33 protein-coding genes are annotated in these 25,193 nt (G+C 57.1%); 13 read left to right on the top strand and 20 right to left on the bottom strand.

Annotation, left to right across the window (positions count from 1 at the left end):
- Window positions 1-13: 13 nt before the first annotated feature.
- The 6 genes from MWU51_RS12240 to MWU51_RS12265 are packed head-to-tail and all read right to left on the bottom strand — an operon-like array spanning window position 14 to window position 4,073.
- Window positions 14-376 carry an antibiotic biosynthesis monooxygenase gene (locus MWU51_RS12240; protein WP_247037520.1) on the bottom strand — a complete coding sequence of 121 codons (363 nt, stop codon included), beginning with the start codon at window positions 374-376 and terminating at the stop codon, window positions 14-16.
- Window positions 346-1,086 (bottom strand): hypothetical protein, encoded by a 741-nt coding sequence (locus MWU51_RS12245; protein WP_247037521.1) that lies wholly within the window; start codon window positions 1,084-1,086, stop codon window positions 346-348. Before MWU51_RS12245 ends, MWU51_RS12240 begins: the two co-directional genes overlap by 31 nt.
- Window positions 1,083-1,763 carry a 2-oxo acid dehydrogenase subunit E2 gene (locus MWU51_RS12250; RefSeq protein WP_247037522.1) on the bottom strand — a complete coding sequence of 227 codons (681 nt, stop codon included), beginning with the start codon at window positions 1,761-1,763 and terminating at the stop codon, window positions 1,083-1,085. The genes MWU51_RS12245 and MWU51_RS12250 overlap by 4 nt, the downstream gene beginning before the upstream one ends.
- On the bottom strand, window positions 1,760-1,993 hold the full coding sequence (locus MWU51_RS12255; protein ID WP_247037523.1) for a lipoyl domain-containing protein: 234 nt from the start codon (window positions 1,991-1,993) through the stop codon (window positions 1,760-1,762). Before MWU51_RS12255 ends, MWU51_RS12250 begins: the two co-directional genes overlap by 4 nt.
- Before the next feature lie 57 nt (window positions 1,994-2,050).
- Window positions 2,051-3,070, bottom strand: a complete 1,020-nt coding sequence (locus MWU51_RS12260) for an alpha-ketoacid dehydrogenase subunit beta (RefSeq protein ID WP_247037524.1) — start codon at window positions 3,068-3,070, stop codon at window positions 2,051-2,053.
- 16 nt (window positions 3,071-3,086) lie between these two features.
- The gene (locus tag MWU51_RS12265) at window positions 3,087-4,073 is read right to left on the bottom strand and encodes a thiamine pyrophosphate-dependent dehydrogenase E1 component subunit alpha (RefSeq protein WP_247037526.1); all 987 of its coding nucleotides are present in this window, start codon (window positions 4,071-4,073) and stop codon (window positions 3,087-3,089) included.
- A 310-nt stretch (window positions 4,074-4,383) separates the two neighbouring features.
- On the opposite strand from MWU51_RS12265, the gene MWU51_RS12270 reads away from it, so the two are divergent.
- Window positions 4,384-5,370 (top strand): zinc-dependent alcohol dehydrogenase family protein, encoded by a 987-nt coding sequence (locus tag MWU51_RS12270; protein ID WP_247037527.1) that lies wholly within the window; start codon window positions 4,384-4,386, stop codon window positions 5,368-5,370.
- Window positions 5,371-5,817: 447 nt separating this feature from the next.
- Here MWU51_RS12270 and rplT read toward each other — a convergent pair whose 3' ends face one another.
- From rplT to pyk, 4 genes are all read right to left on the bottom strand, one after another.
- Window positions 5,818-6,183, bottom strand: a complete 366-nt coding sequence (gene rplT, locus MWU51_RS12275; protein ID WP_247037528.1) for a 50S ribosomal protein L20 — start codon at window positions 6,181-6,183, stop codon at window positions 5,818-5,820.
- Window positions 6,184-6,197: 14 nt separating this feature from the next.
- Window positions 6,198-6,398 carry a 50S ribosomal protein L35 gene (rpmI, locus tag MWU51_RS12280; RefSeq protein ID WP_008560811.1) on the bottom strand — a complete coding sequence of 67 codons (201 nt, stop codon included), beginning with the start codon at window positions 6,396-6,398 and terminating at the stop codon, window positions 6,198-6,200.
- Between the two features lie 137 nt (window positions 6,399-6,535).
- Complete coding sequence (locus MWU51_RS12285) at window positions 6,536-6,772, bottom strand: hypothetical protein (protein WP_091431782.1); 237 nt, start codon at window positions 6,770-6,772, stop codon at window positions 6,536-6,538.
- Between the two features lie 41 nt (window positions 6,773-6,813).
- A complete protein-coding gene (pyk, locus tag MWU51_RS12290; RefSeq protein ID WP_247037529.1) occupies window positions 6,814-8,262 on the bottom strand; it encodes a pyruvate kinase in 1,449 nt (482 codons plus the stop codon).
- Window positions 8,263-8,392: 130 nt separating this feature from the next.
- On the opposite strand from pyk, the gene MWU51_RS12295 reads away from it, so the two are divergent.
- From MWU51_RS12295 to MWU51_RS12310, 4 genes are all read left to right on the top strand, one after another.
- The gene (locus tag MWU51_RS12295) at window positions 8,393-9,133 is read left to right on the top strand and encodes an N-formylglutamate amidohydrolase (protein WP_247037530.1); all 741 of its coding nucleotides are present in this window, start codon (window positions 8,393-8,395) and stop codon (window positions 9,131-9,133) included.
- Window positions 9,134-9,223: 90 nt separating this feature from the next.
- On the top strand, window positions 9,224-9,541 hold the full coding sequence (locus tag MWU51_RS12300) for a DUF1244 domain-containing protein (RefSeq protein ID WP_247037531.1): 318 nt from the start codon (window positions 9,224-9,226) through the stop codon (window positions 9,539-9,541).
- Complete coding sequence (locus MWU51_RS12305; protein WP_247037532.1) at window positions 9,541-10,179, top strand: DUF5671 domain-containing protein; 639 nt, start codon at window positions 9,541-9,543, stop codon at window positions 10,177-10,179. Before MWU51_RS12300 ends, MWU51_RS12305 begins: the two co-directional genes overlap by 1 nt.
- Window positions 10,169-10,564, top strand: a complete 396-nt coding sequence (locus MWU51_RS12310; protein ID WP_247037533.1) for a hypothetical protein — start codon at window positions 10,169-10,171, stop codon at window positions 10,562-10,564. The genes MWU51_RS12305 and MWU51_RS12310 overlap by 11 nt, the downstream gene beginning before the upstream one ends.
- A gap of 49 nt (window positions 10,565-10,613) precedes the next feature.
- Here MWU51_RS12310 and MWU51_RS12315 read toward each other — a convergent pair whose 3' ends face one another.
- Complete coding sequence (locus tag MWU51_RS12315) at window positions 10,614-11,468, bottom strand: D-amino-acid transaminase (RefSeq protein WP_247037534.1); 855 nt, start codon at window positions 11,466-11,468, stop codon at window positions 10,614-10,616.
- Between the two features lie 106 nt (window positions 11,469-11,574).
- Here MWU51_RS12315 and MWU51_RS12320 point away from each other — a divergent pair, with 106 nt between their 5' ends.
- On the top strand, window positions 11,575-12,024 hold the full coding sequence (locus MWU51_RS12320; protein ID WP_247037536.1) for a DMT family transporter: 450 nt from the start codon (window positions 11,575-11,577) through the stop codon (window positions 12,022-12,024).
- A gap of 3 nt (window positions 12,025-12,027) precedes the next feature.
- Here MWU51_RS12320 and dgcA read toward each other — a convergent pair whose 3' ends face one another.
- Together dgcA and dgcN are read right to left on the bottom strand one after the other, a co-directional pair.
- The gene (gene dgcA / locus MWU51_RS12325; RefSeq protein WP_247037537.1) at window positions 12,028-12,993 is read right to left on the bottom strand and encodes an N-acetyl-D-Glu racemase DgcA; all 966 of its coding nucleotides are present in this window, start codon (window positions 12,991-12,993) and stop codon (window positions 12,028-12,030) included.
- Window positions 12,994-13,023: 30 nt separating this feature from the next.
- The gene (gene dgcN / locus MWU51_RS12330) at window positions 13,024-14,025 is read right to left on the bottom strand and encodes an N-acetyltransferase DgcN (protein WP_247037538.1); all 1,002 of its coding nucleotides are present in this window, start codon (window positions 14,023-14,025) and stop codon (window positions 13,024-13,026) included.
- 283 nt (window positions 14,026-14,308) lie between these two features.
- On the opposite strand from dgcN, the gene MWU51_RS12335 reads away from it, so the two are divergent.
- Window positions 14,309-15,268 (top strand): L-malyl-CoA/beta-methylmalyl-CoA lyase, encoded by a 960-nt coding sequence (locus MWU51_RS12335; RefSeq protein WP_247037539.1) that lies wholly within the window; start codon window positions 14,309-14,311, stop codon window positions 15,266-15,268.
- Window positions 15,269-15,317: 49 nt separating this feature from the next.
- On the opposite strand, the gene MWU51_RS12340 is transcribed toward MWU51_RS12335, so the two are convergent.
- Window positions 15,318-16,145: an AraC family transcriptional regulator gene (locus MWU51_RS12340; protein ID WP_247037540.1), complete on the bottom strand. Its 828-nt coding sequence runs from the start codon at window positions 16,143-16,145 to the stop codon at window positions 15,318-15,320.
- Between the two features lie 150 nt (window positions 16,146-16,295).
- On the opposite strand from MWU51_RS12340, the gene MWU51_RS12345 reads away from it, so the two are divergent.
- Window positions 16,296-17,261: an acetyl-CoA carboxylase carboxyltransferase subunit alpha gene (locus MWU51_RS12345; protein ID WP_247037541.1), complete on the top strand. Its 966-nt coding sequence runs from the start codon at window positions 16,296-16,298 to the stop codon at window positions 17,259-17,261.
- 23 nt (window positions 17,262-17,284) lie between these two features.
- Window positions 17,285-17,623 carry a carboxymuconolactone decarboxylase family protein gene (locus tag MWU51_RS12350; RefSeq protein ID WP_247037542.1) on the top strand — a complete coding sequence of 113 codons (339 nt, stop codon included), beginning with the start codon at window positions 17,285-17,287 and terminating at the stop codon, window positions 17,621-17,623.
- Between the two features lie 15 nt (window positions 17,624-17,638).
- Here the strand turns inward: MWU51_RS12350 and MWU51_RS12355 are convergent, their stop codons facing one another.
- From MWU51_RS12355 to MWU51_RS12375, 5 genes are read right to left on the bottom strand one after another with little or no spacing between them, the layout of a single operon-like run.
- The gene (locus MWU51_RS12355; protein ID WP_247037544.1) at window positions 17,639-18,247 is read right to left on the bottom strand and encodes a pyridoxamine 5'-phosphate oxidase family protein; all 609 of its coding nucleotides are present in this window, start codon (window positions 18,245-18,247) and stop codon (window positions 17,639-17,641) included.
- Window positions 18,241-18,978 carry a lysophospholipid acyltransferase family protein gene (locus tag MWU51_RS12360; RefSeq protein ID WP_348646739.1) on the bottom strand — a complete coding sequence of 246 codons (738 nt, stop codon included), beginning with the start codon at window positions 18,976-18,978 and terminating at the stop codon, window positions 18,241-18,243. The genes MWU51_RS12355 and MWU51_RS12360 overlap by 7 nt, the downstream gene beginning before the upstream one ends.
- On the bottom strand, window positions 18,975-19,880 hold the full coding sequence (locus MWU51_RS12365) for an FtsX-like permease family protein (protein ID WP_247037546.1): 906 nt from the start codon (window positions 19,878-19,880) through the stop codon (window positions 18,975-18,977). The genes MWU51_RS12360 and MWU51_RS12365 overlap by 4 nt, the downstream gene beginning before the upstream one ends.
- Window positions 19,877-20,551 carry an ATP-binding cassette domain-containing protein gene (locus MWU51_RS12370; RefSeq protein ID WP_247037548.1) on the bottom strand — a complete coding sequence of 225 codons (675 nt, stop codon included), beginning with the start codon at window positions 20,549-20,551 and terminating at the stop codon, window positions 19,877-19,879. The genes MWU51_RS12365 and MWU51_RS12370 overlap by 4 nt, the downstream gene beginning before the upstream one ends.
- Before the next feature lie 53 nt (window positions 20,552-20,604).
- A complete protein-coding gene (locus tag MWU51_RS12375) occupies window positions 20,605-20,808 on the bottom strand; it encodes a hypothetical protein (protein ID WP_247037549.1) in 204 nt (67 codons plus the stop codon).
- A gap of 84 nt (window positions 20,809-20,892) precedes the next feature.
- Here MWU51_RS12375 and MWU51_RS12380 point away from each other — a divergent pair, with 84 nt between their 5' ends.
- Entirely contained in the window at window positions 20,893-21,534 is a 642-nt protein-coding gene (locus MWU51_RS12380; RefSeq protein WP_247037551.1) for a hypothetical protein, read from the top strand.
- A 37-nt stretch (window positions 21,535-21,571) separates the two neighbouring features.
- Here the strand turns inward: MWU51_RS12380 and MWU51_RS12385 are convergent, their stop codons facing one another.
- A complete protein-coding gene (locus MWU51_RS12385) occupies window positions 21,572-22,432 on the bottom strand; it encodes a MurR/RpiR family transcriptional regulator (RefSeq protein ID WP_247037552.1) in 861 nt (286 codons plus the stop codon).
- A 117-nt stretch (window positions 22,433-22,549) separates the two neighbouring features.
- Between MWU51_RS12385 and MWU51_RS12390 the strand changes: the two genes are divergently transcribed.
- Genes MWU51_RS12390 through MWU51_RS12400 form a run of 3 tightly spaced genes read left to right on the top strand, consistent with a single transcriptional unit; the run spans window position 22,550 to window position 25,156 of the window.
- Window positions 22,550-23,326 carry an N-formylglutamate amidohydrolase gene (locus MWU51_RS12390; protein WP_247037555.1) on the top strand — a complete coding sequence of 259 codons (777 nt, stop codon included), beginning with the start codon at window positions 22,550-22,552 and terminating at the stop codon, window positions 23,324-23,326.
- On the top strand, window positions 23,323-23,841 hold the full coding sequence (locus MWU51_RS12395) for a TRAP transporter small permease subunit (RefSeq protein WP_247037556.1): 519 nt from the start codon (window positions 23,323-23,325) through the stop codon (window positions 23,839-23,841). The genes MWU51_RS12390 and MWU51_RS12395 overlap by 4 nt, the downstream gene beginning before the upstream one ends.
- Window positions 23,831-25,156: a TRAP transporter large permease subunit gene (locus tag MWU51_RS12400; protein ID WP_247037557.1), complete on the top strand. Its 1,326-nt coding sequence runs from the start codon at window positions 23,831-23,833 to the stop codon at window positions 25,154-25,156. Before MWU51_RS12395 ends, MWU51_RS12400 begins: the two co-directional genes overlap by 11 nt.
- Window positions 25,157-25,193 lie beyond the last annotated feature (37 nt).

Raw genomic sequence — 25,193 nt, forward strand, 5'->3', positions numbered from 1 at the left:
GGCGGTGGCGATATCAGAACCGGTTCAACCCGCCCTTTTGCGTGATATAAAGTGGTGAAATACCTTCAAGCACGCCTTTGATGTAGGGCGTCGCGTTATCTGAAACGATGCCCGTGCAGCTATCGACCAAGTCAAAGAAGCGACCGGCGTAGTTTTCCGCAAAGCCCTTCACGTGAAGATCGCCGTTTTCGGCATCGGCGTAGCGTTCAAGGATGTGCCACGTGCCGGTGTCACCAACCTCGTACCATTCGTAAACAAGGGTCCCGGCTTCTTTGCCCGCTTGTTCAACAAGTTCGGACATTAACCCGTGAAAGCCGCCTCGGTTTGGCTCCGGTACGGTGACTTCTAGATGGACGTGGATTGTTTCGTTGGACATGGTTTCCTCCCAGTGATTGTGCCCTTGGTTGTGGTAATCGTGCCCAGTGACCTCAGCGCAGAGGTGGCGGCATTTCGAATTATGGTGTCGGGGAGCGCAGGCAGGCCAAATGCTGCCTCAAGGCTCGTGTGTGCGTTTGCATCGACGGGGGCAAGGCCGAGGTCGTTGTGAAAGGCGCTCACCGCATCAGCTCCGACGTCGTGCGTGTCGTGCACCAAGATCAAGGCATGCGCCAAGACCCGCGTTAGCCCGCCGGGCACGGGGCGCCACCTTTGGGCCGTGCCGACAATTTTCTGGCTGCCAACAGACAGATTCCACGTGCCATTGCAAAAACTGCGCGGCGTTTCCCCCGTTTCAAGGGCCACGCCGTGCCCCCCCAAGCCCGCCTTGATCACGCCGACCAACAGGCGATAGCCGTCCTCGATCTTGAAGGTTTTGGGCGCATCGAACGCCAAGGCCAGATTGGAGACCATCGGGCCTTGCGGCACAACCCCGCCACCTGTGGGCCGCTGAAACACAGGCCAACCGCGCGCGGCAGAGGCCTCGCAAGCCCGATCAAACCCGTCGCGGCGGCGATACGCGCGCGGACAAACCAATGCATTATCCGTCGCCGTCCATATCCCGACTTGTGGGCCTTTCGCGGTGAACAGGTCATACTCATAGGCAAGACCCTCCGCCGCAGACCGGACAAGGCGAAGGGCGGTTGTCACACCGCCATCCCTTCGATTTCCTCACAGATCGTAGTCAGTAGATCGCCCGCTGGCGCACCATCCAAGGCGCGGTGATCGAACGTCAGAGACAGGCCCATATGCGGCCTGAGCTCGATCCCCCCATCGTCAGAGCGTACGGCCCGATCCGTCATGCGACCAATGCCAAGGATACAAATCTGACCCGCATTCAAGATCGGCGTGAAATGCTCAACCCGCGTGAGCCCAAGGTTGGTGACGGTGAACGTCCCACCCGTCGTCTCGGTCACCGACAGTTTGTTGATCTTTGCGCGCGCCGCCAAGTCCTGACGCGCGGCGCGCAGCTCTGTGACGTCCATATCCCCGGCCCCGAAAAGGGCAGGCGCGACAAGCAGATTTCCTGGAAGGGCGATGGCCACGGACAGATCAATCGCGTCATGCAACTTGACCTCTTTACCCTCCACACGGCCATTCGCGTCAGGGTTTTTCTTAAGTGCGCGCGCAACGGACAGCATCAGCAGGTCTTCGACAGAAACCTTGGTGCCAGCCTCTGTCAGACGCGCCTTTTCGGCCAGGAGCGCGGATGCGTCCGCACTGCCATGGTGCGTCAGTTGCGCCGCTGTGGCGAGGCTTTTGACCATGGCGTCCGCGATCATGCCGCGCACGCCTTTCAATGGAACTGTGCGCACCCCGTCGCTCATGAGATCGTACCAATAACGGCCCCTTTGGGCACAACGGCATCTGCCTCTTCGGTAATGCTCACGGTTCCCGATGCGGGCGCGTTGATTTCGTATTGCACCTTAGCGGTCATGATCTCGGCCAGCAGTGCTCCTTCTTCGACGGCTGCGCCATCGCTGACCAGCCAAGTGGTGATCACTGTCTCTTCGTCTTCTTCCCAAAGGTCAGTCGGGATAATGATATTCGTTGTCATGTCTTTTCCTCGTGATGTTTGGGGCCGCAACCCTGTGCGGCCCCGTTGATCTTTGCCCTAGGCAGCTTTCATGCTGTCAAAGGCCGTGACGATTTTGTCGACGTTGGGCAGGCAGAACTGCTCCATCACCCGTGCGAAGGGGATTGGAACGTCCGGATAAGCCACCCGCTTGGGCGCGGCTTTCAGCACAGAAATGTCATGCTCGGTTACGCTGGCGATGATTTCGCCCGAAACGCCGTAGGACATGTAATCCTCGTCGACAACAATCAGCCGTCCCGTCTTGGCGACAGACGCACGGATCGTATCGCGGTCCAGCGGCACGAGGCTCACCAGATCAATGACTTCGGCGCTCACGCCTTGTCCTTCCAATTGCTCGGCTGCCTTGATCGCGTTGTGCACCCCAAGGCCAAGGCTCACGATGGTGACGTCTTCGCCTTGGCGCGCAACCTTTGCTTTGCCGATCTCAAGCGTGTAGCTCTCTTCGGGAACATGCACTGTTGCGCCGGGTTCAGTTGCCAGCCAACCCATGCCCTGAAGGCTCTTGTGGTACATATATACCACGGGGCTGTCGTCGCGCATGGCGGCGGTCATCAGCCCCTTGGCATCATAGGCGTTGGAGGGGCATACCACCTTCATCCCCGGCAAGTGCGCGAAGGTGCCATAGAGACATTGCGAGTGCTGCCCACCGTCAGAATAGCCGCCCCCCGTGGACGTCATCAACACCATCGGCACCTTAACATTCCCACCCGAGAAGTAGGTGTTCTTGGCCATCAGGTTATAGATCGCATCAAAGCACACGCCGAAGAAATCGACGAACATCAGCTCGGCGACAGGGCGCATCCCGTCTTGTGCAGCCCCAACAGCTGCCCCGATAAAGGCGGTCTCGGAAATCGGCGTGTCGCGAATGCGCTCTGGCCCGAATTCCTCTAGCAAACCACGTGTGTTGCCATAAACGCCGCCAAGAGCGCCGATGTCTTCGCCCATCACAAAGACCGACGGATCAACCTGCATTTCCTGCTGCACGGCTTCCGCCATGGCGCGGGCAATGGTGAGTTTTCTTTCGTTTGATTTAGTCATGATATCCTCCGTCAGCTTAAGCAAAAACAGCCGTCAGCGCGTCTTCGGGCGCCGGGTCTGCGCTCTCGCGGGCAAATTTGATTGCGGCTTTGACACGGGCAGCACTTTCTGCCTCGATAGCATCCAGTTCGGCCTCAGTTGCGACGCCATCAGCGATCATCTTGCCGCGCATCTTTGGAATGGGATCCTTGGCAAAGAGCGCGTCTTTCTCGCCCTCTGGGCGGTAGCCCTCTGCGTCACCCATAAAGTGGCCCGCCAAACGATAGGTCTCGATCTCAATGAGCGACGGACCTTCACCAGCACGCGCCCTTGCAATGGCTTCACCAGCGGCCTCGTAGATCGCATAAGGGTCATTGTCGGCCACGCGTTTGCCCGGAATGCCATAGGCCGCCGCACGGTCCGCGTTGTTGGCGATGGCGGTCGAATCTTCCTTCGAAACGGAAATGCCCCAGTCGTTGTCTTCGATGATGCACACGAATGGCAGGTTCCACGTCGCCGCGAGGTTCATCGCCTCGTGCCACGCGCCTTGATTCACCGCACCTTCGCCAAGGAAGGCCACCGCGACACCGGGTTTGTTCTGCATCTTGCGCGACAGCGCTGCGCCAACGGCTGGCCCCATGCCCTGTGCAATGATGCCCGAACAGGCAAAGTTCACGTCCGCATCAAACAGATGCATATGCCCGCCGCGCCCGCCCGAAAGGCCGGTCGCCTTACCGAAAATCTCGGCGGCCATTTTGTCCAGATCGACGCCCTTGGCGATCGCTTGGTGGTGAGGCCTATGCGTGGCCGTCACAATATCGTCTGCGTTAAGGTGTGCGCAGACACCCACTGCAACAGGCTCTTGTCCGTCGCTCAGGTGCATCTCACCTGGGATCGGGCCATCGGCCATGCTGAAAACAGGTGTCTTCCCCTCAAAATAGATGCTCGCAATGGTCTCCTCGAACTTTCGGCTCGTGACCATGTTGCGATACATCCAGTGTTGTTCATCGCGTGTAGGTGCCATGTGTTCCTCCCGTAACTGCAGCGGCAATGCTGCGTGGCTTCTGAGCGGAAACTGCGGTCTCGGGGCTCTTTTCCGCAAGACGCAAGATCAGCGGCGGGTTGGCGAAGTCGTAAACTGTCTCAGGTTGAGACGCTTTGAGACAGTTTTGCGGATACAAATCAGGGTTGATAATGCGCGGCCAATTCCACAGAGGTTTGTCCGTCCCGTCATTCTATTCAAATCAAAGAAACTGAGCTCATGTTTGGCGCAATTTACCCCGCTACAGAATAATATAGTTCATGGCCATCAAACACTCTCAAGGAACGATGCAATGAAAGCTACGACCATCACAGCCTACGGCGAAAACGCCACATTCGAGGCTGCCGACCTGCCAAAGCCCGAAGCAAAACCCGGCCACGTTGTTGTCCGCGTAGCGGCAAGCAGCGTGAACACGGTTGATACAATGATCCGCAGCATGGGCGCTGATCTGCCACTCTCGCCTGCGCTACCAGCGGTTCTTGGCATGGACTTCGCCGGCGTTATTGACGCGGTGGGCGAAGGCGTTACCGGTTTCGCCGTGGGCGACGAGGTTTATGGCTGCGCAGGTGGCTTGGCCGATCTGCAAGGCGCTTTGGCCGAATTCATGCTGGCCGATGCGAAGCTGATCGCACACAAGCCGAAGTCTCTCTCCATGCGCGAAGCGGCTGCCATTCCTTTGGTTGGCATCACGGCCTTTGAGGGCCTTCAGCGCTCTGGCATCGCGGCGGGCCAAAAGGTTCTCGTGCAGGGTGGTGCGGGCGGCGTTGGCTACCTTGCCGTTCAGTTGGCCAAACATTTCGGCGCTGACGTTTATGCAACCGGCACGGGCGACGCACAGATGAACGTGATCGCTGGCTACGGCGCGACACCTATCGATTTTGCCGCCGAAAAAATCGCCAACTACGTTGCGAAACACACCGATGGTGCTGGTTTTGATGTTATCTTTGACACCGTTGGCGGTGCCAACATGACCAATTCGTTCGAGGCAGCAGCCCTGAACGCCAATATCGCCTCCACTGTTGCCCTGCTGGAAATCGATCTGTCGCCCGCGCACTTCAAGGGGCTGTCGCTGCACATCATCTTTATGTTGCTGCCCATGCTTACCAACCAGAACCGTGAAGCCCACGGCGCGATCCTCGCGAGACTCGCCGAGATCGTCGATGCTGGCGCGATGAAACCTCTGCTGGACGAGCAGATCTTCGACCTAAGCACAGTTGGTGCCGCCTATGACCACCTGACGAGCGGACAAGCCATCGGCAAAGTCGTCGTAGACGTCTAAGTTACGTTGGCTTTTGGGCCGATGGTTGTTGAGCTAAATGCGACAGCAACCATCGGTTCAATCCTAGAACCGAGAACTCCACCCGAAACACCATGGGGCCGCGATAACCGCCTGCAGCTGCACCTCACTTAACGCAATTTCAATAAAGCGACCGGCCAATGGCGCAGTCACAGCGAAGCGCAGGTTTGTCGGTGACTCGATTGTTGGACCGGCTCGCAGCGAAAGGTCAGATTGAAATTGCCGTGCATTGGCCCGCTGAATGGCCGGTTTGATGAAGTTTGCTGCACTGCTAAGGGGTCTCTTCTGCAAGTGCGAAAAATGCTGCGTCAGCAAAGTCAAAAAGTAGAAGGTCGGCTTGGTCCCGCATACCCGCCATCCGCCCCTCACCCAATGAAAAAAGCCGCCGGGTTTCCCCAGCGGCTTTCCCGAATTCAATTGCAACTCGGCTTACGCAGCCAAAGCGGCTTTCGCTTTTTCCACGATCGCACCGAAAGCATCGGGCTCGTGCACGGCCAGATCGGCCAGAACTTTGCGGTCCACTTCAACGCCAGCCAGGTTCAGGCCATTGATGAAGCGCGAGTATGTCAGAGCCTCGTCATGCGAGCGCACGGCTGCGTTGATCCGCTGGATCCACAGCGCGCGGAAATTGCGCTTGCGGTTCTTGCGGTCGCGGGTTGCGTACTGGTTCGCCTTGTCGACGGCCTGACGTGCCACCTTGAAGGTGTTTTTGCGGCGACCGTAGTAGCCTTTTGCGGCCTTGACGACTTTCTTGTGACGGGCGTGGGTTGTGGTTCCACCTTTAACGCGGGACATATGCGTATCTCCTCTTAGCGGTCGTAGGGCATGAAGCCCTTGACGATCTTGGCGTCGGGGGCGGATAGGGTCGTGGTGCCACGGGCATCACGAATGAATTTCTTGTGACGTTTGATCATGCCGTGGCGTTTGCCGGCCTGACCTGCCAGGACTTTGCCTGTCGCAGTCACCTTAAAGCGTTTTTTGGCGCTCGATTTGGTCTTCATCTTGGGCATTTCCGTCTCCTTCGTAGGTTCGGTATTATGTGCACGACTCGGCATGCCACTTGAGCCGGTCGCGCATGAAGTGCGGCGTATAGGCGGAATCGTTCAGGCTGGCAAGTGGTTTTTGCCTTGTGCAGCGGGCAAATTCGTTAAGCGGCCAGCATCACCTTCAAACGGCCAAAAACCGTACGAAACGCGGTGAAGATGTCTTCGATCTGATAACCGCCGGGGCGGTTCATCATCGCAAGCGCGATAAGCGCTCCTCCAATCATGAACATGATCGCCGGCACGCGTGGCGCCCGGCCTTCCCGGATTGCGGACAAGAACGACGGGATCGACAGCGCAAGCACTATGATCCCGACAACCAGAAACGTGTCTTCCCTCATAACTCTCTCCTCCACACCCACCCTGGTGCGATGAAGATAGGTTACTCCTGATCTGTGGCAAAAATTTGCCGTTCATCGCAAGGGGCAACGCGAAGGATATTCGTTGTGCCCGGCACATTGAAGGGCACACCGGCTGTGACGACGATTTGATCGGTCTCTGTTGCGAAGCCAGCACTACGTGCCGCACGTGCGGCTGAAACAACGGCGGCCTTGAACCGCAAAACCTCATCCGGTGTCACAAAGCAATTGGTACCCCAGGACAAGCACAACCGCCGCGCGGTGCCTCGAAGCGGGGTCAGCGCAATGATCGGCACACTGGGCCGTTCGCGCGAAGTCAGCAGAGCGGTTGTTCCCGACTGTGTAAAACAGCAGATCGCCTTGATATCCGTCGTTTCTGCAATCTCGCGTGCGGCAGCAACGATCCCGTCGGCAACCCCACTTCTGGTCGCGACCCGCTGCGCATCGACCTGATCCAGATAGGTCTGATCATGTTCAACTTCGATCGCGACGGCGTTCATCGTTGCCACAGCCTCTATGGGATACTGTCCCGCAGCACTTTCCGCCGATAGCATAACCGCATCTGTGCCGTCATAGATGGCATTGGCGACGTCCGACACCTCGGCCCGGGTCGGCATCGGGCTTTCGATCATGCTTTCCAGCATTTGCGTGGCGACGATCACCGGCTTACCCGCACGGCGGCACAGTTGAATTAGGCGTTTTTGGATCGGTGGAACGGCGTGAACGGGCAGTTCAACGCCAAGATCACCGCGCGCAACCATGATCCCATCGGACGCTTCCAGAATGGCTTCAAATGCGTCCACGGCAGCCGGCTTTTCGATTTTCGACAGGATCGCCGCACGACCCTGTGCCAGATCACGGGCTTCTTCAACATCAGCAGCTCGTTGCACAAAGCTAAGAGCCAGCCAATCAACGCCCAATTGGCACGCGAATTCCAGATCTGCGCGATCCTTATCCGACAGGGCAGCCAGCGGCAGCACCACATCCGGCACATTCACACCCTTGCGGTCAGATATCGTGCCGCCAACTTCGACAACACAATCGGCGAAATCTTCGCCGCAATCCTTGACCTTCAGGCGCAGCTTACCGTCATTCACAAGCAGTGTTGATCCGGGCTTCAGGGCGGCAAAAATCTCGGGATGCGGCAGACAGACTCGGTGGCTCTCGCCGGGCGTGTCATCCAGATCAAATCGGAAATCCTGACCTTCTTCGATTTCAGTCGCTCCGGCAGAAAAGACACCACAGCGCAGCTTCGGCCCCTGCAAATCCGCAAGGATCGCAATCGGGCGCTCCATATCCTTTTCAACCCGACGTACAAGTGCGTGACGGGCTCGTTGTTCATCATGGGTGCCGTGCGACATGTTCATGCGGAACACATCCGCACCAGCTTCAAACAGCGCGCGAATCGTATCGTAATCACTCGAGGCGGGGCCGAGAGTGGCGACAATCTTTACGTTCCGATGGCGTCTCACGGAGCACCTCTCCTTGTTATTGGTCTTTTTAGCGGGTTGATTGCTCTATGCCCGATAATGTTAGCGCTGACAACTGGCGCTTGCCTGACGCCTCGCATAAACGGGTCTGGCAAACATGAATGACACACATATGACATATCACCCCTACTCTATCCTTGGCGAGGATCGACCTTCGCGTTGGCTGATCACATGCGACCATGCGGCCAATACTGTGCCACCCTGCGTGGGCAATGGCGATCTGGGCCTCGCACCCGGCGATATGGCCCGCCACATCGCCTATGATGTCGGCGCTGCCGGCGTTTCGCGCCATTTGTCCGAACTTTTAGACGCCCCCGCCATTCTGTCAAATTTCTCTCGGCTCGTGATCGACCCCAACCGGGGCGAGGACGATCCGACGCTTGTGATGAAGCTCTATGATGGCACCGTCATCCCGGCAAACCGCAATGTCGATCAGGCCGAACGTGACCGCAGGCTGAACGCATTTCACCGCCCCTATCACCGGGCGGTCGCGCGCCTAGCCGCCCGGCAGAACAACAGCGTAATCCTTGCTATGCATTCCTATACGCCGCAACTGCAAGGTCGCGAAAAACGTCCGTGGCACATCGCGATCCTGCATGATCGCGACAGTCGTCTAGCCACCCCCCTGATTGCACGACTCAGAGAGGAGCCTGACATTTGCGTTGGCGAAAATGAACCCTATGGCGGGCATCTGGATGGTGACAGTATTGATCGCCACGCGGTGCTGACGGGGCGGGTCAATGTGCTGATCGAAATTCGAAACGATTTGATTAAAACAGAAGACCAGCAGCGAAGCTGGGCAGAGCGTTTGGCCCCGATCCTGACCGAGACATTGGCAAAGACCGGGCTTTGATTGCAAAAGACTCTTAGTCGGCGCTTCGCTTGACCTTGCAGGATTCGCCCCCACCTGATGAAGTATCCCAATCGACCGAAAGGATCCGCCATGGATGACCAGACCCGCATCGAAATTGAAGCCGCTGCCTTCCGTCGGTTGCAAAAACACCTGATGGAAGACCGGCAGGACGTTCAAAATATCGACATGATGAACTTGGCTGGTTTTTGCCGGAACTGTTTGTCCCGTTGGTATCAAGAGGCCGCAAATGCGCGCGGCATCGACATGACCAAAGACGACGGGCGCGAAGCATTCTATGGCATGCCGTATGACGCCTGGAAAACCAAGTTCCAAACAGAGACCAGCCCTGAAAAGCAGGCGGCGTTCGAGGTGGCGTTCAAGGAAAACGTGCTGGACGAGAAAAGCTGATGCGTCCGTCCGACCAACTTGCGGAGTTTACCCGTGACGCATTGGCGGCGGGCAAAAACCGGGATGACATTCGCACGGCGCTGATCCAGTCGGGCTGGGCCCCAAACGAGGTGTCCGAAGCGCTGGACGCCTGGGCCGACATCGACTTTCCGACACCCGTGCCACGCCCTCGCCCCTATGTCTCGGCGCGCGAGGCGTTCTTTTATGGCATCATGTTCGTCGCGCTGGCGATGACGGCATGGCATTTGGTTGCGCTGTTTCACAATCTGATTGACCATTGGATTACCGACCCTCTTGACGAAAATACAGGTCGTTACGCGCTCAGTTCGACTCGGTGGTCCATCGCAGCACTGATCGTGTTTACCCCGACCTTTCTGTTGCTGAACCGACGAACCGTTCAGGCGACCAAGGCGGACCCGGGAAAGCGTCGGTCAGGCGTGCGAAAGTGGTTCGGCTATGTCACCCTGTTTCTGGCCTCAATCTCGCTGCTCGGTGATCTGATGGCAGTGATCTATGCGCTGCTGAGCGGTGATCTTACGCTGCGTTTTATCCTGAAAGCACTGGTCGTGGCCGGGGTTGCAGGGGCAATCTTCGCCTATTTCCGGCAGGAAGCAGACGAGGCGCGGGATGGAGCGTGACGCCCTTGCCCCTATGGCGATTGGCGCATTTGTGGTCGCGGCGATTGCTGCCGGTCTGACAATCACCGGCGGCCCATTGTCTGCGCGCGCTGAAAAACGCGACATGGCACGACTGGCTGATCTTCGGAAGCTTCAGGCCGCCGTTACCTGCCGCACTGATCAGGATAAAGGGCTGCCAGATGACCTGACCGCTGCTTCCCTTTGCGACGATGCGGCTCCCTTAAGCAATCCGGTTACAGGCGAATCATATAAATACGAGAAGCTTTCGGAAACGACCTATCGATTATGTGCCGAATTTGAGCGGCCAGAGCTTATGACCGACTTTGATCTGGGTTCAGCACAATGGCAATCTGCCGATCGCTGTTTTGTTGTGATTCGGAAGTAGAAGAAGGCCGATCCCTCGGCCTTCTTCTGGTTGCTTTGACGCGGTCAAATCATATCGCCGTTTTCAGGCTTTCATCCAAATAGATTTCGCGCAGGCGCAGCGCCACCCGTCCCGGCGCACCATCCCCCAGCACCTTGTCGTCAATCTGCACCACCGGCATCACGAAAGCCGACGCCGACGTGAAGAAGGCTTCATCCGCATTCTGGGCTTCTTCGATGGTGAAATTGCGCTCCTCAACCTCCATTTGCGCCTCTTCGGCATAGCGCAACACAGCGGCGCGGGTGATCCCGTGCAGGATGTCATTCGACAAAGCGCGCGTGATAATCTTTCCGTCCTTCACGATATAGACGTTGTTTGACGTGCCCTCGGTCACATAGCCATCTTCGACCATCCAGGCATCATCTGCCCCGGCAGCCTTTGCCATCATTTTTCCCATTGATGGATAAAGCAGTTGTACTGTCTTGATGTCGCGACGACCCCAGCGGATGTCGTCGATCGAAATGACTTTCATCGGCTTCACGGTTTCAGCCAGCCCGGGTTTGGCCTGCGTAAACAAAACCACCGTCGGCTTCACTTCGTCCGGGTCAGGAAACGCAAAGTCACGATCCGATGCTGCCCCGCGCGAAATTTGCAGATAGATCAACCCTTCGTCGATATCGTTTAACCGTACCAACTCGCGATGCACCACTAGCAAGTCCTCGGTCGAGATCGGGTTCTGCATATCAAGCTCGCTCAGCGAGCGCTTTAGTCGCTCGGCATGACCGTCAAAAGCGATCAACTTGCCGCCCAGAACGCTGGTCACCTCGTACACCGCATCGGCAAACAGGAAGCCACGGTCAAAGATCGAGATTTTGGCCTCGGTTTCAGGCAAATACTCTCCGTTCACGTAAACGGTGCGGGTCATGTCATATCTCCTTGGTGTGACGCGCAGCGGGCGCATTGACCCGTGCGACGTTTCCTGTTCTGGCTGTTGATACTCGGGTCTTCGAAAGAGTCAAAAAGGAATTCCAATGCCATCTGCGACACAATCCGCTGCCATCATGTTGACCGCAGGGATTGGCATTCCCATATTGGCCGCTCTGAACGCAGCACTGGGGCAGCGGATGGGGTCGCCTATCGCGGCGGGCGTAATCCTGTTTCTGGTGGCGCTTCTGACCACGTTGGTTGTGTTCCTCTTCTCTGGTGGTTCTCTGAAAGGTGCCATTGGGTCGCCACCGCATCTGTTCTTAGCGGGCTGTCTTGTCGCCTTCTACGTGCTGACTATCACATGGGTGGCCCCCAGTTTCGGCGTTGGCAACGCGGTGTTTTTCGTGCTGCTGGGTCAATTGATCTCAGCTGCGGCCATTGACCATTTTGGCTTATTTGGCGCACAAGCCAGCCCTCTTTCCTTGTGGCGCGGTGCTGGGATCACAGTCATGGGTCTGGGCGTATTCCTGACGCAGATTGCGGGGCGAAGCTAACGGTTACCCCCACAATGCTGCCTCGGGCGGATGAACCCCCTTTTCATCAAACAAGAGCGGCATGTCCCGATCTTCCGCCAGCAAGAGTGGCCCATCCAAATCTGTGACCAGCGCGCCCTGTGCAACCAGCGTTGCAGGCGCCATCGCCAGCGAGGATCCAACCATACAACCGACCATGACCTTATAACCTTCGGCCAACGCTGCGTCGTGCAAGGCCAAGGCTTCAGTCAGGCCGCCGGTTTTATCCAGCTTGATATTCACCACATCATATTTGCCTTTGAGCTTTGGCAGGCTGGCGCGGTCATGGCAGCTTTCATCAGCACAGACCGGCACCGGTCGGTTCATCCCAATCAGGGCTTCGTCCTCGCCTGCAGGCAGGGGCTGCTCGACAAGGCTGACGCCCAGACGCACCAGATGCGGAGCAAGATCAGCATAAGCTTCCGCTGACCAACCTTCATTGGCGTCCACAATAATGCGCGCGTTTGGTGCACCTTTGCGCACGGCCTCAAGCCGCGCCATGTCGTCCGCGGTGCCCAGTTTGATTTTTAGCAGTGGGCGGTGGGCGTGTTTTTCGGCCTGCGCCCGCATCTCGGCGGGTTCGGCCAGCGACAGGGTGTAGGCGGTGATCTCCGGCCTTGGTTCGGTCAGGCCTGCCAGTTCCCAGACACGTTTGCCCGCGCGCTTGGCCTCAAGATCCCACAAGGCGCAATCCACGGCGTTGCGCGCGGCGCCTGCTGGCAGAATGTCCAACAGCGCCTGACGCGTCACATTAGCGGGCAGATCCCTGATCTGATCCGTGACACTTTCCAGAGTTTCGCCGTAGCGCGCATAGGGCACACATTCGCCCCAGCCGTGATAATCGCCGTCCGTGATCCGAACTGTGAGCACTTTCGCCTCGGTCCGTGACCCGCGCGAGATGGTGAAAACCTGCGCCAGCTTGAACACATCTGCCGTGACCGAAATTTTCATGTCCGCCCCCTGTTTAGCCTGAACGGCAACTTAGACCGCCGCCAGCGCATCCACCAGCTTGTCGGCCCCGAACCGGAACGGATCGGTGGCCGGCAGGCTCATCTTGGCTTCAAGTTCTGCCAGATAGGCCGTGGCGGCATCTTCAGCCATATGTTGTGTGTTGACCGAAATACCGATCACCTGACATGCCGGATTGACCACCTTTGCCAAGGTCAAGGCAACATCGCGAAGGTCTTCCAACGTTGGAAGCTGATAATCGGGCAGCCCGCGCATATGTTCGCGCGTGGGTTCGTGACACAGGATCAGTGCATCGGGCTGACCGCCATGGATCAGGGCCATCGTCACCCCGGAATACGAGGCATGGAACAGCGACCCCTGCCCCTCGATCAAATCCCAGTGGTCAGGGTCGTTGTCGGGCGAGATATATTCGACCGATCCCGCCATGAAATCCGCGACCACCGCATCCAAGGGCACACCATCCCCGGTGATCAGGATGCCGGTTTGCCCGGTGGCGCGGAAGGTCGATTTCATCTCGCGTTCGCGCATCACCTTGTCCATCGCCAGCGCGGTGTACATCTTGCCGACCGAACAATCCGTGCCCACTGCCAGACACCGCTTGCCGGTGCGCTTAACACCATTGGCGATGGGATATTTGACTTCCGGAAGGCGCACGTCGTGCAGCGCACGCCCGGTGGCTTCGGCCACGGCAGCCAGATCGGGTTCATCGCGCATCAGGTTGTGCAGACCAGAGGCCAAGTCAAACCCTTCCTCAAGCGCCATCACCAGCACCTTTTTCCACGCCTGCGAGATCACGCCGCCACGGTTGGCCACGCCGATGACCAGCGTCTTGGCGCCCGCCGCCTTGGCTTCACGCAGGGTCATATCCGTCAGACCCAGATCCGCCTTGCAGCCGTCCATACGATACTGCCCAACGGCGTTTTCAGGCCGCCAGTCTTTGATGCCCTGTGCAACTTTTGCCGCCAGTTGATCGGGCGCATCGCCCAGAAACAGAAGATATGGTGTCTTGATCATGATCGCGCCCTCGTGGAATCTTGTCCGAGGGATAATCCACTAGGATTGCATCAAATTTCTTGCGAACTTAGCGGAACGACAAAAATATTTCGGACGTTCTTGCATGAAAAATTATATTTGCCGGATAATCTTTCACCCATGCTTGCAAAGCGCTTGTTCCCCCGCGTTTCCGCGCCGCCGCAGAGCAACTATTCTGCGACTGCAAAATGAACTTGCGAACTGTTCGGTAATTTAATAACGATTGCGCTCAAGAAATCGCAACTTCATTACCGAAAGGCGACATATGTCCTTCCGCATCCAACCCGCCGCCCCTGCCCGCCCGAACCGCTGTCAACTGTTTGGCCCAGCCTCCAACACCAAACTTTTCGCCAAAATGGCCACCTCGGCCGCCGATGTGATCAACATCGACCTGGAAGACAGCGTAGCCCCGTCGGACAAGGATGTGGCACGCGCCAACGCGATCGAGGCGATCAATACCGTCGATTGGGGCAACAAACATCTTTCTGTTCGCATCAACGGACTGGATACGCCTTATTGGTATCGCGACGTTGTGGACCTGCTGGAGCAAGCAGGCGACCGGCTTGACCAGATCATGATCCCGAAAGTGGGCTGCGCCGAGGACATCTATGCTGTGGACGCGTTGGTCACTGCGATCGAGCGCGCGAAAGGTCGCACCAAACCGATCAGTTTTGAAGTGATTATCGAAAGCGCCGCCGGCATCGCCCATGTCGAAGCCATCGCCGCCGCCAGCCCTCGCCTGCAAGCCATGTCACTGGGCGCGGCAGATTTCGCGGCGTCAATGGGAATGCAAACCACGGGTATCGGCGGAACGCAGGAGAATTACTACATGCTGCGCGAGGGCGAAAAGCACTGGTCCGATCCGTGGCACTGGGCGCAGGCCGCGATTGTCGCCGCCTGCCGCACCCATGGAATACTGCCCGTTGATGGCCCGTTTGGCGACTTCTCGGATGACGAGGGTTACGTTGCGCAGGCCAAACGCTCGGCCACGCTGGGCATGGTGGGCAAATGGGCGATCCATCCCAACCAGATTGCATTGGCGAATGAAGTGTTTACCCCATCAGACGCAGCCGTGTCGGAAGCCCGCGAAATCCTTGCAGCAATGGAGCAAGCCAAAGCCAATGGTGAAGGGGCGACGGTCTACAAAGGGCGCCTGGTCGATATCGCGTCGATCAAGCAGGCCGAAGTCATCGTGGCGCAAGCTGAACTGATCGCGAACTGCTGATTCACGTCTGGCAAGTGTGGCGGGGATCACCCCGCCACCCATGATCGCTTTATGCCAGTGGCATGCAAAGGTCCGTCAACAATTCTTCTGGCGTGGTGTCGCGCGGGTCGTTCAGATTAACCTCGTAACATGGCGCATCCGCTGGTATTTCCCCCGGCTTGGGCAACCAAACGCCATAAAGCGCATCATATCCCGACTTCAGCGTCGCATAAGGCCCCTTGTAGGTCATCACTGCCGTGCGGCCACCGCTGATGTCGACGCTTTCGAACCCGTCCGGCACCTCGCCCCCGCGCCACTCCGCCCCCGCGAAACTGCGCAGGGCTTTCTCGTCGACCGCATCGGGATCGTCGAAATAGACCCCGATCATGGGCCCACACTGCCCCCACAGGTTGCGTGCGGCGATCATCGCCGCCACGGCCTCGAACTTCTCTCCGATCTCCATGTATGCACCTTTGTGCGGCAAGCCGATGACGCGCCGGGTGTCGTGATTGCGTATCTCTACGGGATGCATGGTTATATCTCCTTTTCGTTGCAAAAGCACCGAGGCGTCCAACCGACCCTTCTGACGAAACGCATTCGGGGTCATGCCATACGATGCACGAAACGCCTGCGCAAAGCTGCGCGGGTTGGGATAGCCGCAACCCTGCGCGATCACGTCCACTGCTGTCTTCTCACGAACCAGTCGCCCCGCAGCGCGATGCAGACGCATCCGGCGCACCACCTGTGCGCGGGTTTCCCCGGTCATCGCGTGAAACACGCGGTGCCAGTGAAACCGCGACATGGCGGCGACATCGGCCAACCGATCCAGTGACAGATTCCCATCCGGATTGTCGTGAATATAGGTTAGCACCCGCAACAATCGATCTTCGTAGCGCATGACATATCCCTCTGGCTTCGTCCTGCCTGTCTTAGCTTGACTATCGTGCATAAATCTTGCCGATTTAACCTCCGCATGAAACGAGCAACAGTTGTATTGCCGCGCGGCAAGCGGCATATAGGCATGAACATTGTGCAACTGGGCAGGGTCATGACCAACTATCTTGAGTTCGAAAAACCGCTGGCTGAAATCGAAGGCAAGGCCGAGGAGCTTCGCGCCCTTGCCCGCTCAAACGACGAGATGGACGTGGAAGGAGAGGCCAAGGCGTTGGACGCCAAGGCAGACACCCTTCTAAAAGAACTATACAAAGACCTGACACCGTGGAGGAAATGCCTGGTTGCGCGACATCCAGAGCGTCCGCACTGCAAAGACTATATCGAGGCTTTGTTTACCGAATACACGCCTCTTGCCGGAGATCGCAACTTCGCAGACGACCACGCCGTAATGGGCGGACTTGCCCGCCTAGGTGACATTCCGGTCGTCGTGATGGGGCAGGAAAAAGGCAACGACACGAAATCGCGGATCGAACGAAACTTCGGCATGGCGCGACCCGAGGGGTATCGAAAAGCGATCCGCCTGATGGATTTGGCCGACCGTTTTGGTCTGCCAATCGTGATGCTGGTGGACACCCCCGGTGCTTATCCCGGCAAGGGTGCAGAAGAACGTGGCCAGTCCGAAGCGATTGCACGGTCGACCGAACGTAGCTTGAATGTAAAATCGCCAGTAATTTCCGTGATCATTGGCGAAGGTGGCTCGGGCGGCGCTGTTGCTCTGGCGACCGCCAACACCGTGATGATGCTAGAACATTCGATCTATTCAGTGATCAGCCCGGAAGGCTGCGCTTCAATTCTGTGGAAAGATGCCGAGAAGATGCGCGAAGCCGCCGAGGCCCTGCGCCTGACCGCGCAAGACCTGAAACAATTGGGGGTAATTGACCAGATCATCCCCGAGCCTTTGGGCGGCGCACAACGCGGGCGCAGCGAAGCAATCGCAGCAGTCGGGAAAGCCATCGAAGCTGAGTTGAAGGCACTTAAGAAACGCCAGAAAGGCGACGCACTACTGAAGGAACGCCGCGAGAAATTCCTGAAAATGGGATCGAAAGGTTTGGCAGCCTAAGCGTTTCCGAAAGGAAGGATCCGATGGACTGGAAAGCATTTCTTGCCGAGACTGAAGGCCACATAAATCAATTTGCCAAGGATGTGCCTGCCACGATGAAAGGCTTTGCCCAGATGGGCACAGCGGCCAAGACGAACGGCGCACTGAGCGAAAAAACCAAAGAGTTCATCGCGCTTGGCATCGCCACTTCGACCCGCTGCGACAGTTGCATCGGCTTTCATGTGCGGTCGCTCGTGCGGCTGGGCGCAACGCTGGACGAGTTGAACGAGGTGCTGGCGATGACATCTTACATGGGCGGCGGTCCGTCGATCACCTATAGTGCCAAGGCACGCGAGGCGTTTGAGCAGTTCAGCGCAGGATAAGCGCACCGCTGGCCTTCACCACATCGTCGACTTGGCTCGATCTGGCCATTCTTTATCATAGGCTTCGCCGCCAAATTCCCCCGCACTCATTTCTTTCAACATATCTCCAATACTAGGAAGATCTGCGCTTTCATCACCAGCGGTCCAAAGCCGTGATCGCATGACCGCTTTTGCACATTGAACATAGATCTCGTGTATTCGGATCACGGTAACTGTTTGGGGCTGCTTGTCCTCTTTAACGAACAGCGCGCGCATAGCGTCGTCTGCGGTCACTCGGGCTTCACCATTTACCCGCACCACATTCGTCGATCCCGGCACCATGAACATAATTGATACACGGGGGTCACGAACGATGTTGTGCAGGCTATCAATACGATTGTTCCCGCGCCAATCCGGAAGGGCAAGCGTCTGTGGGTCTAGGATAGCGACTACGGGGCCGTCATCGCCTCTCGGTGTGCCATCCGTGCCTTCGGGTCCAACAGTCGACAGTACGCAGAAACGAGATGCCTCGATCCATTTGCGATAGGTTGGCGTCAAGTGATCTGCGACCTTGATCAACGATCCTTTGCTGGGGGCACCATAGAGCTCTTCAAGGTCCTCGACCGAGTTTAGATAATCTACCATAGCTCCACCTTAAGACCCGCCTCTTGCATCAGGTCATTCGATCCGTTTTCCACCACGTCCTCAAGGCGTTCCATGAACTCGGCCAGTTCCAGACCAGGCTCGATCCGGGGATGAAATTCGACCACTGCAAGACCCGGATAACGCATGATACCATGCCGCTTCCAGAACACCCCGACATTGGTCGAGGCTGGCACACAAGGCTGCCCGGTTTCGCGATAAAGCACCCCGGTTCCTACCTTATAAGGTTTCTTGGCCCCCGCAGCGACGCGTGTGCCTTGAGGGAAAATCACCAACTGCCCGGGCGTGGGGCTAGAGCGGACGGCCTCAACCATCTGTTTGATCGCCTGCCCGCGTTTGCCGCGATCAACCGGAATACTATTGGTATACTTGGCGTAGATACCGATCACGGGCGCCCAGACAAGCTGCTTTTTCATGATGTATTTGGGTGCGGGAAGCGCGCTGGCGATCAGGATGATATCAAAGAAGCTTTGATGCTTTGCGCCGATGATGACTTCGTCGGTGGGTGGTTCGCCACGAATCTCGGAGCGTAGCCCGATCATCCACGATGCCGTCCAGCGCACCCAACGGCAATAAGCGTGAATGGCAACCATCGCGTATTTTTTGTTGAACCAGATCAAGGGGACGAAACCGAAACCGATGAGTGCCAACATGACATACATCTGAAAAATAAACACAAGTGAACGAAGCCATTGGATTGCGTGGCGCATCATCGTTTCTCCTGCAGCACGGTCTGAGCGGTTTGACGTGTTGCCCCGAAAGCAACCAGCGCGGCAAGGGGCGGGATCAGCAATGGCCACAACCATTGCCACCCATCAAAGCCAAGCCCCGTCAGAAAACTCCCTTGATCGCCTGCCGAAGGCATCAAAAAGATTGCCAACATGCCCAACATTGTGCCTACCGAAGCACCGCCCAGCGCCCTGAGTGTATAACGACGGACGAAGGCGTGTGCGATATATCTGTCGCGCGCACCAACAAGGCGCAAAACACGGATCACCTGTTCGTTTGCCGCCAGCGCTGCCGACGCTGCCAACGTGATTACCACAGCCGACAAGGCCGCGATCAGAACGATGGCCACAATGCCCAGCGCTCGCAGGCGTTTGGCCGCCCGCACCAGCGGTTCGCGCCAGCGCGTATGATCGTCAAGGATGGCGCCCGGTGCTTCTCCGGCCAGCCGCGCGCGCAACCCTTCTGCGTCAAAACCATCAGCATCTTCGATCACTTCGATGAGCTTTGGAATGGGCAGTTGGTCCAGCGGCAGGTCAGGGCCGAACCATGGTTCTAGCAAAGCACGTTGCTCGTCATCGCCCAATGGTCGGGCGTTCTTGATCCCCGGAGTCGTCGCCAGAATCTCCATGACGGCCAACACCTGTGCGTCCATCTGGTCAACTGGCGCATTGATCCGGATGGTCGAGCTTTTCGCAAGCGCCTCGCCCCACCGATCTGCCACGCGGCCTGTCGCCAGAGACAACGCAAGCGCGAACACCGCCAGAAACGCCATCGACGCCGCCGCAAAGACCGTCAAACGGGCGGTATAGCCGGTTGGCGGCACCACGCGGTCTGCCTGTGCGTCGCCGGCAACAAAATGCATAAAGGTGCTTAGTCGGGCGTTCATAAGTCTGCACCTGCTTGCTGTACCTGCTTGTTCGAAATGCGCAAGACACGTGCCTGAATCTGCGCCTTGGCAGATCGGATCAGGTTCATGTCATGGGTGGCAATCAGCACCGTCTTACCCATCTTGTTCAACTCGACCAGAAGCCTAAGCAACCGAAGCGACATATCCCAATCGACGTTCCCGGTGGGTTCATCCGCCAGAATGACATCTGGTGACATCACCACTGCACGTGCCAGCGCGGCCCGCTGCCTTTCACCGCCGGACAATTCCGGAGGCTTCGCGTTTTTCTGGTCTGTCAATCCCACCCAAGCCAGCAGATCGTCAAGCTCAGACGGGTTTTCAAGGCTGCGCCCAGACACAGTCAGGGGCAGCGACACGTTTTCGGCGACGCTCAGATGGTCCAGAAACTGACAGTCCTGATGCACCACACCGATGCGCCTGCGCGCCTTTGCTACATCATCCCGAGTCATCCGCTGCGTGTCCTGTTCAAACAGCGAAACACGACCCCGAGTCGCAATCAACTCTGCGTAGCACAGTTTAATCAGCGTCGTTTTCCCGGCTCCCGAAGGACCGGTCAGAAAGTGAAACGAACCCGGCGAAAGCTTCATGGATATCTCGGATAAAAGAGTACTGTCCCCATATCCGTAGGACACTTGTTCCAGCTCGATCACTTGATGCCCTCACCATTGTTTGGCGACAGTTTTGCCTCAGCTATGCATTTGTTTCAATGCACAGCTTGCAAAGGTTTGATTTTCGCCGTGAAACTGGCATATTGAAGCGGAAATGGCAGGGAAAACCCGGGTCTAATGCCGGGGATCGAGGAAAGCATATGCGTCTTGTTTGCCCAAGTTGCGGCGCGCAGTACGAAGTAGATGACCGTGTAATGCCCGAAAGCGGGCGTGACGTTCAGTGTTCCAATTGTGGACATGGGTGGTTTCAGTTACCGCCCAGCGCAGAGGCGAGCACAACGCAATCACCCTTCGACAACATCGATGATCTTGACGATGAGGTGATGCCGGACACCGAAGAGGTCGTGGACGATGCGCCAAGCCAAACTGCCTCCGAAGAGACTCCAGCAGGCGATGACGCCGAAGAAGTAACGCCTGCACGTCAACTGGACGATGGTGTCCGGAGCATCCTGCAAGAAGAAGCCGAGCGTGAACGCAAAGCCCGCGAAAGCGAACGGGAAGGTCTGGAAACTCAGCCAGACCTTGGCTTGGATGATGCCCCAGCTTCAACCGCCGATAACATCAGCAAAACGATGGCGGATGAGCATAATGAAGCGCAGGATGAAGCCGCACCGACATCCGACGACATAAAAGCACGCAATGTTCTTCCTGATATAGAAGAGATCAACTCGACACTTGATGCGCCTGCAGACGAGCCGGGTGAAACCGTCATCGACCCTGCAGATGGTGCTGAAGTGGCGGCAGGCGGATTCCGCCGAGGATTCATTCTTGTCGTGGTTCTGGCATGCTTGCTGGCCATTCTTTATATCTTCGCGCCGACCATCGGTGAGCGCTTCCCCGCCGTCCAACCCGCGATGGAGCAATTCGTTGCATTGGCGGATAAAGTGCGGGTCGGGCTGGAAGACGTCATGCGGTCTGCAATTGGCAAGATGCAGGGACTGATCGACAAGCCTGAAGCAAATTGATTCATGGCCATAACATGACCTAAACGCCGGTAGGGCGTCAGTTGCTGCGGAATATCCGAGACTCGCCAATCATGTCTTCCAAGGCTGCGATGCGGTCTGCACTGTCGCTTCTGCTTTGGATTTCGGCCACCAAAGCCTCGATCAGGAAATTGATGGCTAGCGTGGAATCCCAGCTTGATGGCACCTCGACCATGCTGCGGAAACAGAACGTTGCATAGCGTTCGATCGGCGACCCCCATTGATCTGTGAACAGCACTATGTTCGCGCCTTGACCAACGACAAGCTTGGCCAAACGCTCCAGTTCTTTTTCGTATCGACGGATATCAAACACGATCAGGGTCGAGTTTTCGTCCATATCCAGCAGCGATTGCGGCCAGACACTGGGCGAGAAATCAAGCTGAGTGACGCCGGGGCGAATAATCTGAAGGTGGTTGAAGAAATAATGCGCATTGGACCGGGTAATTCTCCCACCCAACAGATACAGACGCCGATTCAGGTCGGATAGAAGCGCTGCCGCCTTGTCGAATTCCTCCAGATCCAACCGTTCAAGGCTACGGTTGATGTTGCGTGATACGGCTTCGGCAAACCGGCTGACGATGTGATCCCTGCCCGCTGACAACTCTGCCGTTTCCAACTTCGCCAGCGGCTCTTTCATTTGGGCGGCAATCTCTTCCCGGATGGCATCTTGCAAGTCTGGGAAGCCCTGATAGCCCAACTTGCGGGCCAGCCGGATAACTGTCGGGGTCGAAACCTCGGCGCTTTCAGCCAGTTTGGTAATCGACTGCAAACCCGCGACTAGAGAATCGTCCAGAAGCGTAGCGGTTAGCCGCCGCTCGGCCGCCGTCAGTTCGTCCTGCTTCTCGCGGATCTGATCTTTGACCAGAGGCTTCTTTCCCATTTGTCACTATTCCAATCAGCAATAACTGCACTGTAACAATAGCTACAGAATACTTCTTGACACAAGCGGACCTGTTGTAGTGATAATTACACATCGCGAAACGGGGGGGCAAGAAATATGCTCGGGAATGCTTGGCCAGCGGCTGCGCTGATAGGGGCTGCGGGGACGGCCCCCGTTGTGCTGGTTTGCGAACACGCATCCCATTTTATCCCACCTAGCTATGATGGCCTCGGGGTGGCCGATGATGCCCTGCGTTCTCACGCCGCTTGGGATATCGGGGCTTTGGATGTCGCCAAATGCCTGAGCACCCTGCTTGGTGCCCCCTTGGTTGCAGGTCAGGTCTCGCGGTTGGTTTACGATTGCAATCGCCCTTTGGAGGCACCCGACTGCATCCCGTCTCGCAGCGAGGTGTTCGACATTCCCGGCAATGCAGACCTGAGTACTGCCGCGAAACAACATCGATTCAATACGGTCCATACGCCTTTTCACACCGCCGTCGATCAGGTGATTGATCAGCAAATCTCGCGCACGGGCACGCCAGTTCTGCTGGTCACGGTTCACAGCTTCACGCCCATCTATCACGGTCAACGCCGGACTTTGGACATCGGATATTTGCACGATAGAAACAGCGACATCGCCACTGCCGCCGTTGAAGTCGAGCAGGCTAACGGCACCTATAGCACTGCGATCAACGAGCCTTATGCCGCCCGCGATGGTGTGACCTATACGCTGGCCAAACATGCCGAGGCGCGCGGTCTGAACAATGTCATGATCGAAATCCGAAATGACCTGATTGACACGCCCGCAACCGCCGAAGCAATGGCCGGCCACCTCGCCAGCACGCTGACAAGTGTCATGGCAAAAAACACCACATCGGAAACCGCCAAAACATGACCGCACTTCGTAAATTCATCAGTTTTGTTGACCAGATCAATTATCGCATCGGACGGGTGACCATGTATGGCATCTTCGTCATGATGGCGATCCTGCTGTGGTCATCGATCTCGAAAACCTTCCTCAACCCATCGCTTTGGACGTTGGAAATGGCCCAATTCGCGATGGTCGCCTATTACATTCTGGGCGGCCCATACTCGATCCAGATGGGATCAAACGTGCGGATGGACCTTCTGTATGGCGGGTGGAGCACGCGCCGCAAAGCCGCGATAGACATCATCACGGTGATGTTCTTGATCTTCTATCTGGGTGTGCTGCTTTGGGGAGGTATCGACAGCACGATCTATTCCTTCAGCTACGGGGGGGAGCGTAGTCCAACCGCATGGCGTCCCTATCTGTGGCCAATCAAGGTGATCATGTGCACCGGCATCACCCTGATGCTGCTTCAGGCGATCTCTGAGCTTTTCAAAGACATTCTGCGCCTGCGCGGCGAGGAGATCGACAATGTCGTATGAGTTGATTGCGATCTTCATGTTCGCGACCATGATGGCGATGCTTCTGACCGGGCAACGTGTCTTTGGCGCCATTGGATTTGTTGCGGTGATTGCAGCCCTTGTTCTTTGGGGCGATCGGGGCGGTTATGACATTGCATTTTCATCCGCGATGAAACTGATGAAATGGTATCCGCTGTTGACGCTGCCAATGTTTATTTTCATGGGCTATGTGCTGTCGGAATCGAAGATTGCCGATGATCTTTATAAGATGTTCCACGTTTGGATGGGCGGGTTGAAAGGCGGGCTGGCCATCGGAACGATTGGTTTAATGGTTTTGATTTCGGCGATGAACGGGCTGAGCGTCGCTGGCATGGCGATCGGCGCGACGATTGCATTGCCCGAGCTACTGAAACGAAACTACGACAAGAAGATGGTGACGGGGGTCATTCAGGCGGGATCGTCCTTGGGGATCCTTGTGCCGCCATCGGTGGTTCTGGTTCTGTATGCGATGATTGCTCGCCAGCCAGTGGGGCAACTATGGCTGGCCGGCGTTGTCCCCGGCCTGATGATGGCGACCATGTTCATAATCTATATTGCCGTTCGCTGCCACCTGAACCCCGCCCTTGGCCCCGCGCTTCCTAAAGAGGAGCGCGACATCCCAATGTCAGAAAAACTGGCACTTTTACGAGCAGGAATGCTGCCTTTGGTGATTTTTGCGGCGATGATGGTGCCCTTCGTCAATGGCTGGACCTCGCTGGTTGAAAGCTCGGCCATCGGAGCGCTGACGGCCTTTCTGGCTGCGGTCCTGAAAGGGCGCATGACGAAAGAGGTGTTTGAGACATCGATCAAAATGACTCTCGGCATCAGTTGCATGTTCATGTGGATCATTCTGGCCGCTCTCGCGTTCGGTGCTGTGTTTGACGGGCTGGGCGCAGTGAAGGCCATCGAAACACTGTTCACCGAGCGTTTGGGCCTGAACCCCTGGGTCATCCTGATCCTGATGCAGCTCAGCTTTATCCTGATGGGAACATTTCTGGACGACACCGCGATGCTGGTCATCGTCGCTCCGCTTTACGTGCCGCTCGTTTCGGCACTTGGGTTCGATCTGATCTGGTATGGTGTGCTTTATACAATCACGACTCAGATTGCCTATATGACGCCGCCCTTCGGCTACAACCTGTTCCTGATGCGCGCGATGGCGCCGCCCGAAATCACCCTGCGCGACATCTATGGCTCGATCCTGCCGTTCGTGCTGGTGATGGTGCTGGCCCTGACGCTGGTCATCCTGTTCCCGGAAATTGCCCTTTGGCTGCCGGGTTGGGTCTATGGAAACTAAAATCAGAGAGCTCGGCAAAACGAGCCGAAATCAACTT

Source organism: Aliiroseovarius sp. F47248L (assembly GCF_023016085.1).
GTDB lineage: Bacteria > Pseudomonadota > Alphaproteobacteria > Rhodobacterales > Rhodobacteraceae > Aliiroseovarius.

Excerpts from the sequence above, each read along its gene's own strand:
- MWU51_RS12320 (WP_247037536.1), top strand. The coding sequence starts at position 11,575 with ATGCCATCTGCGACACAATCCGCTGCCATCATGTTGACCGCAGGGATT.
- dgcA (WP_247037537.1), bottom strand. The coding sequence starts at position 12,993 with ATGAAAATTTCGGTCACGGCAGATGTGTTCAAGCTGGCGCAGGTTTTC.
- dgcN (WP_247037538.1), bottom strand. The coding sequence starts at position 14,025 with ATGATCAAGACACCATATCTTCTGTTTCTGGGCGATGCGCCCGATCAA.
- MWU51_RS12260 (WP_247037524.1), bottom strand. The coding sequence starts at position 3,070 with ATGACTAAATCAAACGAAAGAAAACTCACCATTGCCCGCGCCATGGCG.
- MWU51_RS12395 (WP_247037556.1), top strand. The coding sequence starts at position 23,323 with ATGACCGCACTTCGTAAATTCATCAGTTTTGTTGACCAGATCAATTAT.
- MWU51_RS12285 (WP_091431782.1), bottom strand. The coding sequence starts at position 6,772 with ATGAGGGAAGACACGTTTCTGGTTGTCGGGATCATAGTGCTTGCGCTG.
- MWU51_RS12390 (WP_247037555.1), top strand. The coding sequence starts at position 22,550 with ATGCTCGGGAATGCTTGGCCAGCGGCTGCGCTGATAGGGGCTGCGGGG.
- MWU51_RS12265 (WP_247037526.1), bottom strand. The coding sequence starts at position 4,073 with ATGGCACCTACACGCGATGAACAACACTGGATGTATCGCAACATGGTC.
- MWU51_RS12315 (WP_247037534.1), bottom strand. The coding sequence starts at position 11,468 with ATGACCCGCACCGTTTACGTGAACGGAGAGTATTTGCCTGAAACCGAG.
- MWU51_RS12295 (WP_247037530.1), top strand. The coding sequence starts at position 8,393 with ATGACATATCACCCCTACTCTATCCTTGGCGAGGATCGACCTTCGCGT.
- MWU51_RS12250 (WP_247037522.1), bottom strand. The coding sequence starts at position 1,763 with ATGAGCGACGGGGTGCGCACAGTTCCATTGAAAGGCGTGCGCGGCATG.
- MWU51_RS12335 (WP_247037539.1), top strand. The coding sequence starts at position 14,309 with ATGTCCTTCCGCATCCAACCCGCCGCCCCTGCCCGCCCGAACCGCTGT.
- rplT (WP_247037528.1), bottom strand. The coding sequence starts at position 6,183 with ATGTCCCGCGTTAAAGGTGGAACCACAACCCACGCCCGTCACAAGAAA.
- MWU51_RS12340 (WP_247037540.1), bottom strand. The coding sequence starts at position 16,145 with ATGCGCTACGAAGATCGATTGTTGCGGGTGCTAACCTATATTCACGAC.
- MWU51_RS12270 (WP_247037527.1), top strand. The coding sequence starts at position 4,384 with ATGAAAGCTACGACCATCACAGCCTACGGCGAAAACGCCACATTCGAG.
- MWU51_RS12355 (WP_247037544.1), bottom strand. The coding sequence starts at position 18,247 with ATGGTAGATTATCTAAACTCGGTCGAGGACCTTGAAGAGCTCTATGGT.
- MWU51_RS12240 (WP_247037520.1), bottom strand. The coding sequence starts at position 376 with ATGTCCAACGAAACAATCCACGTCCATCTAGAAGTCACCGTACCGGAG.
- MWU51_RS12360 (WP_348646739.1), bottom strand. The coding sequence starts at position 18,978 with ATGATGCGCCACGCAATCCAATGGCTTCGTTCACTTGTGTTTATTTTT.
- MWU51_RS12310 (WP_247037533.1), top strand. The coding sequence starts at position 10,169 with ATGGAGCGTGACGCCCTTGCCCCTATGGCGATTGGCGCATTTGTGGTC.
- MWU51_RS12385 (WP_247037552.1), bottom strand. The coding sequence starts at position 22,432 with ATGGGAAAGAAGCCTCTGGTCAAAGATCAGATCCGCGAGAAGCAGGAC.
- rpmI (WP_008560811.1), bottom strand. The coding sequence starts at position 6,398 with ATGCCCAAGATGAAGACCAAATCGAGCGCCAAAAAACGCTTTAAGGTG.
- MWU51_RS12345 (WP_247037541.1), top strand. The coding sequence starts at position 16,296 with ATGACCAACTATCTTGAGTTCGAAAAACCGCTGGCTGAAATCGAAGGC.
- MWU51_RS12365 (WP_247037546.1), bottom strand. The coding sequence starts at position 19,880 with ATGAACGCCCGACTAAGCACCTTTATGCATTTTGTTGCCGGCGACGCA.
- MWU51_RS12375 (WP_247037549.1), bottom strand. The coding sequence starts at position 20,808 with ATGTCCACAATTGGAACACTGAACGTCACGCCCGCTTTCGGGCATTAC.
- MWU51_RS12380 (WP_247037551.1), top strand. The coding sequence starts at position 20,893 with ATGCCGGACACCGAAGAGGTCGTGGACGATGCGCCAAGCCAAACTGCC.
- MWU51_RS12350 (WP_247037542.1), top strand. The coding sequence starts at position 17,285 with ATGGACTGGAAAGCATTTCTTGCCGAGACTGAAGGCCACATAAATCAA.
- MWU51_RS12300 (WP_247037531.1), top strand. The coding sequence starts at position 9,224 with ATGGATGACCAGACCCGCATCGAAATTGAAGCCGCTGCCTTCCGTCGG.
- MWU51_RS12400 (WP_247037557.1), top strand. The coding sequence starts at position 23,831 with ATGTCGTATGAGTTGATTGCGATCTTCATGTTCGCGACCATGATGGCG.
- MWU51_RS12305 (WP_247037532.1), top strand. The coding sequence starts at position 9,541 with ATGCGTCCGTCCGACCAACTTGCGGAGTTTACCCGTGACGCATTGGCG.
- MWU51_RS12255 (WP_247037523.1), bottom strand. The coding sequence starts at position 1,993 with ATGACAACGAATATCATTATCCCGACTGACCTTTGGGAAGAAGACGAA.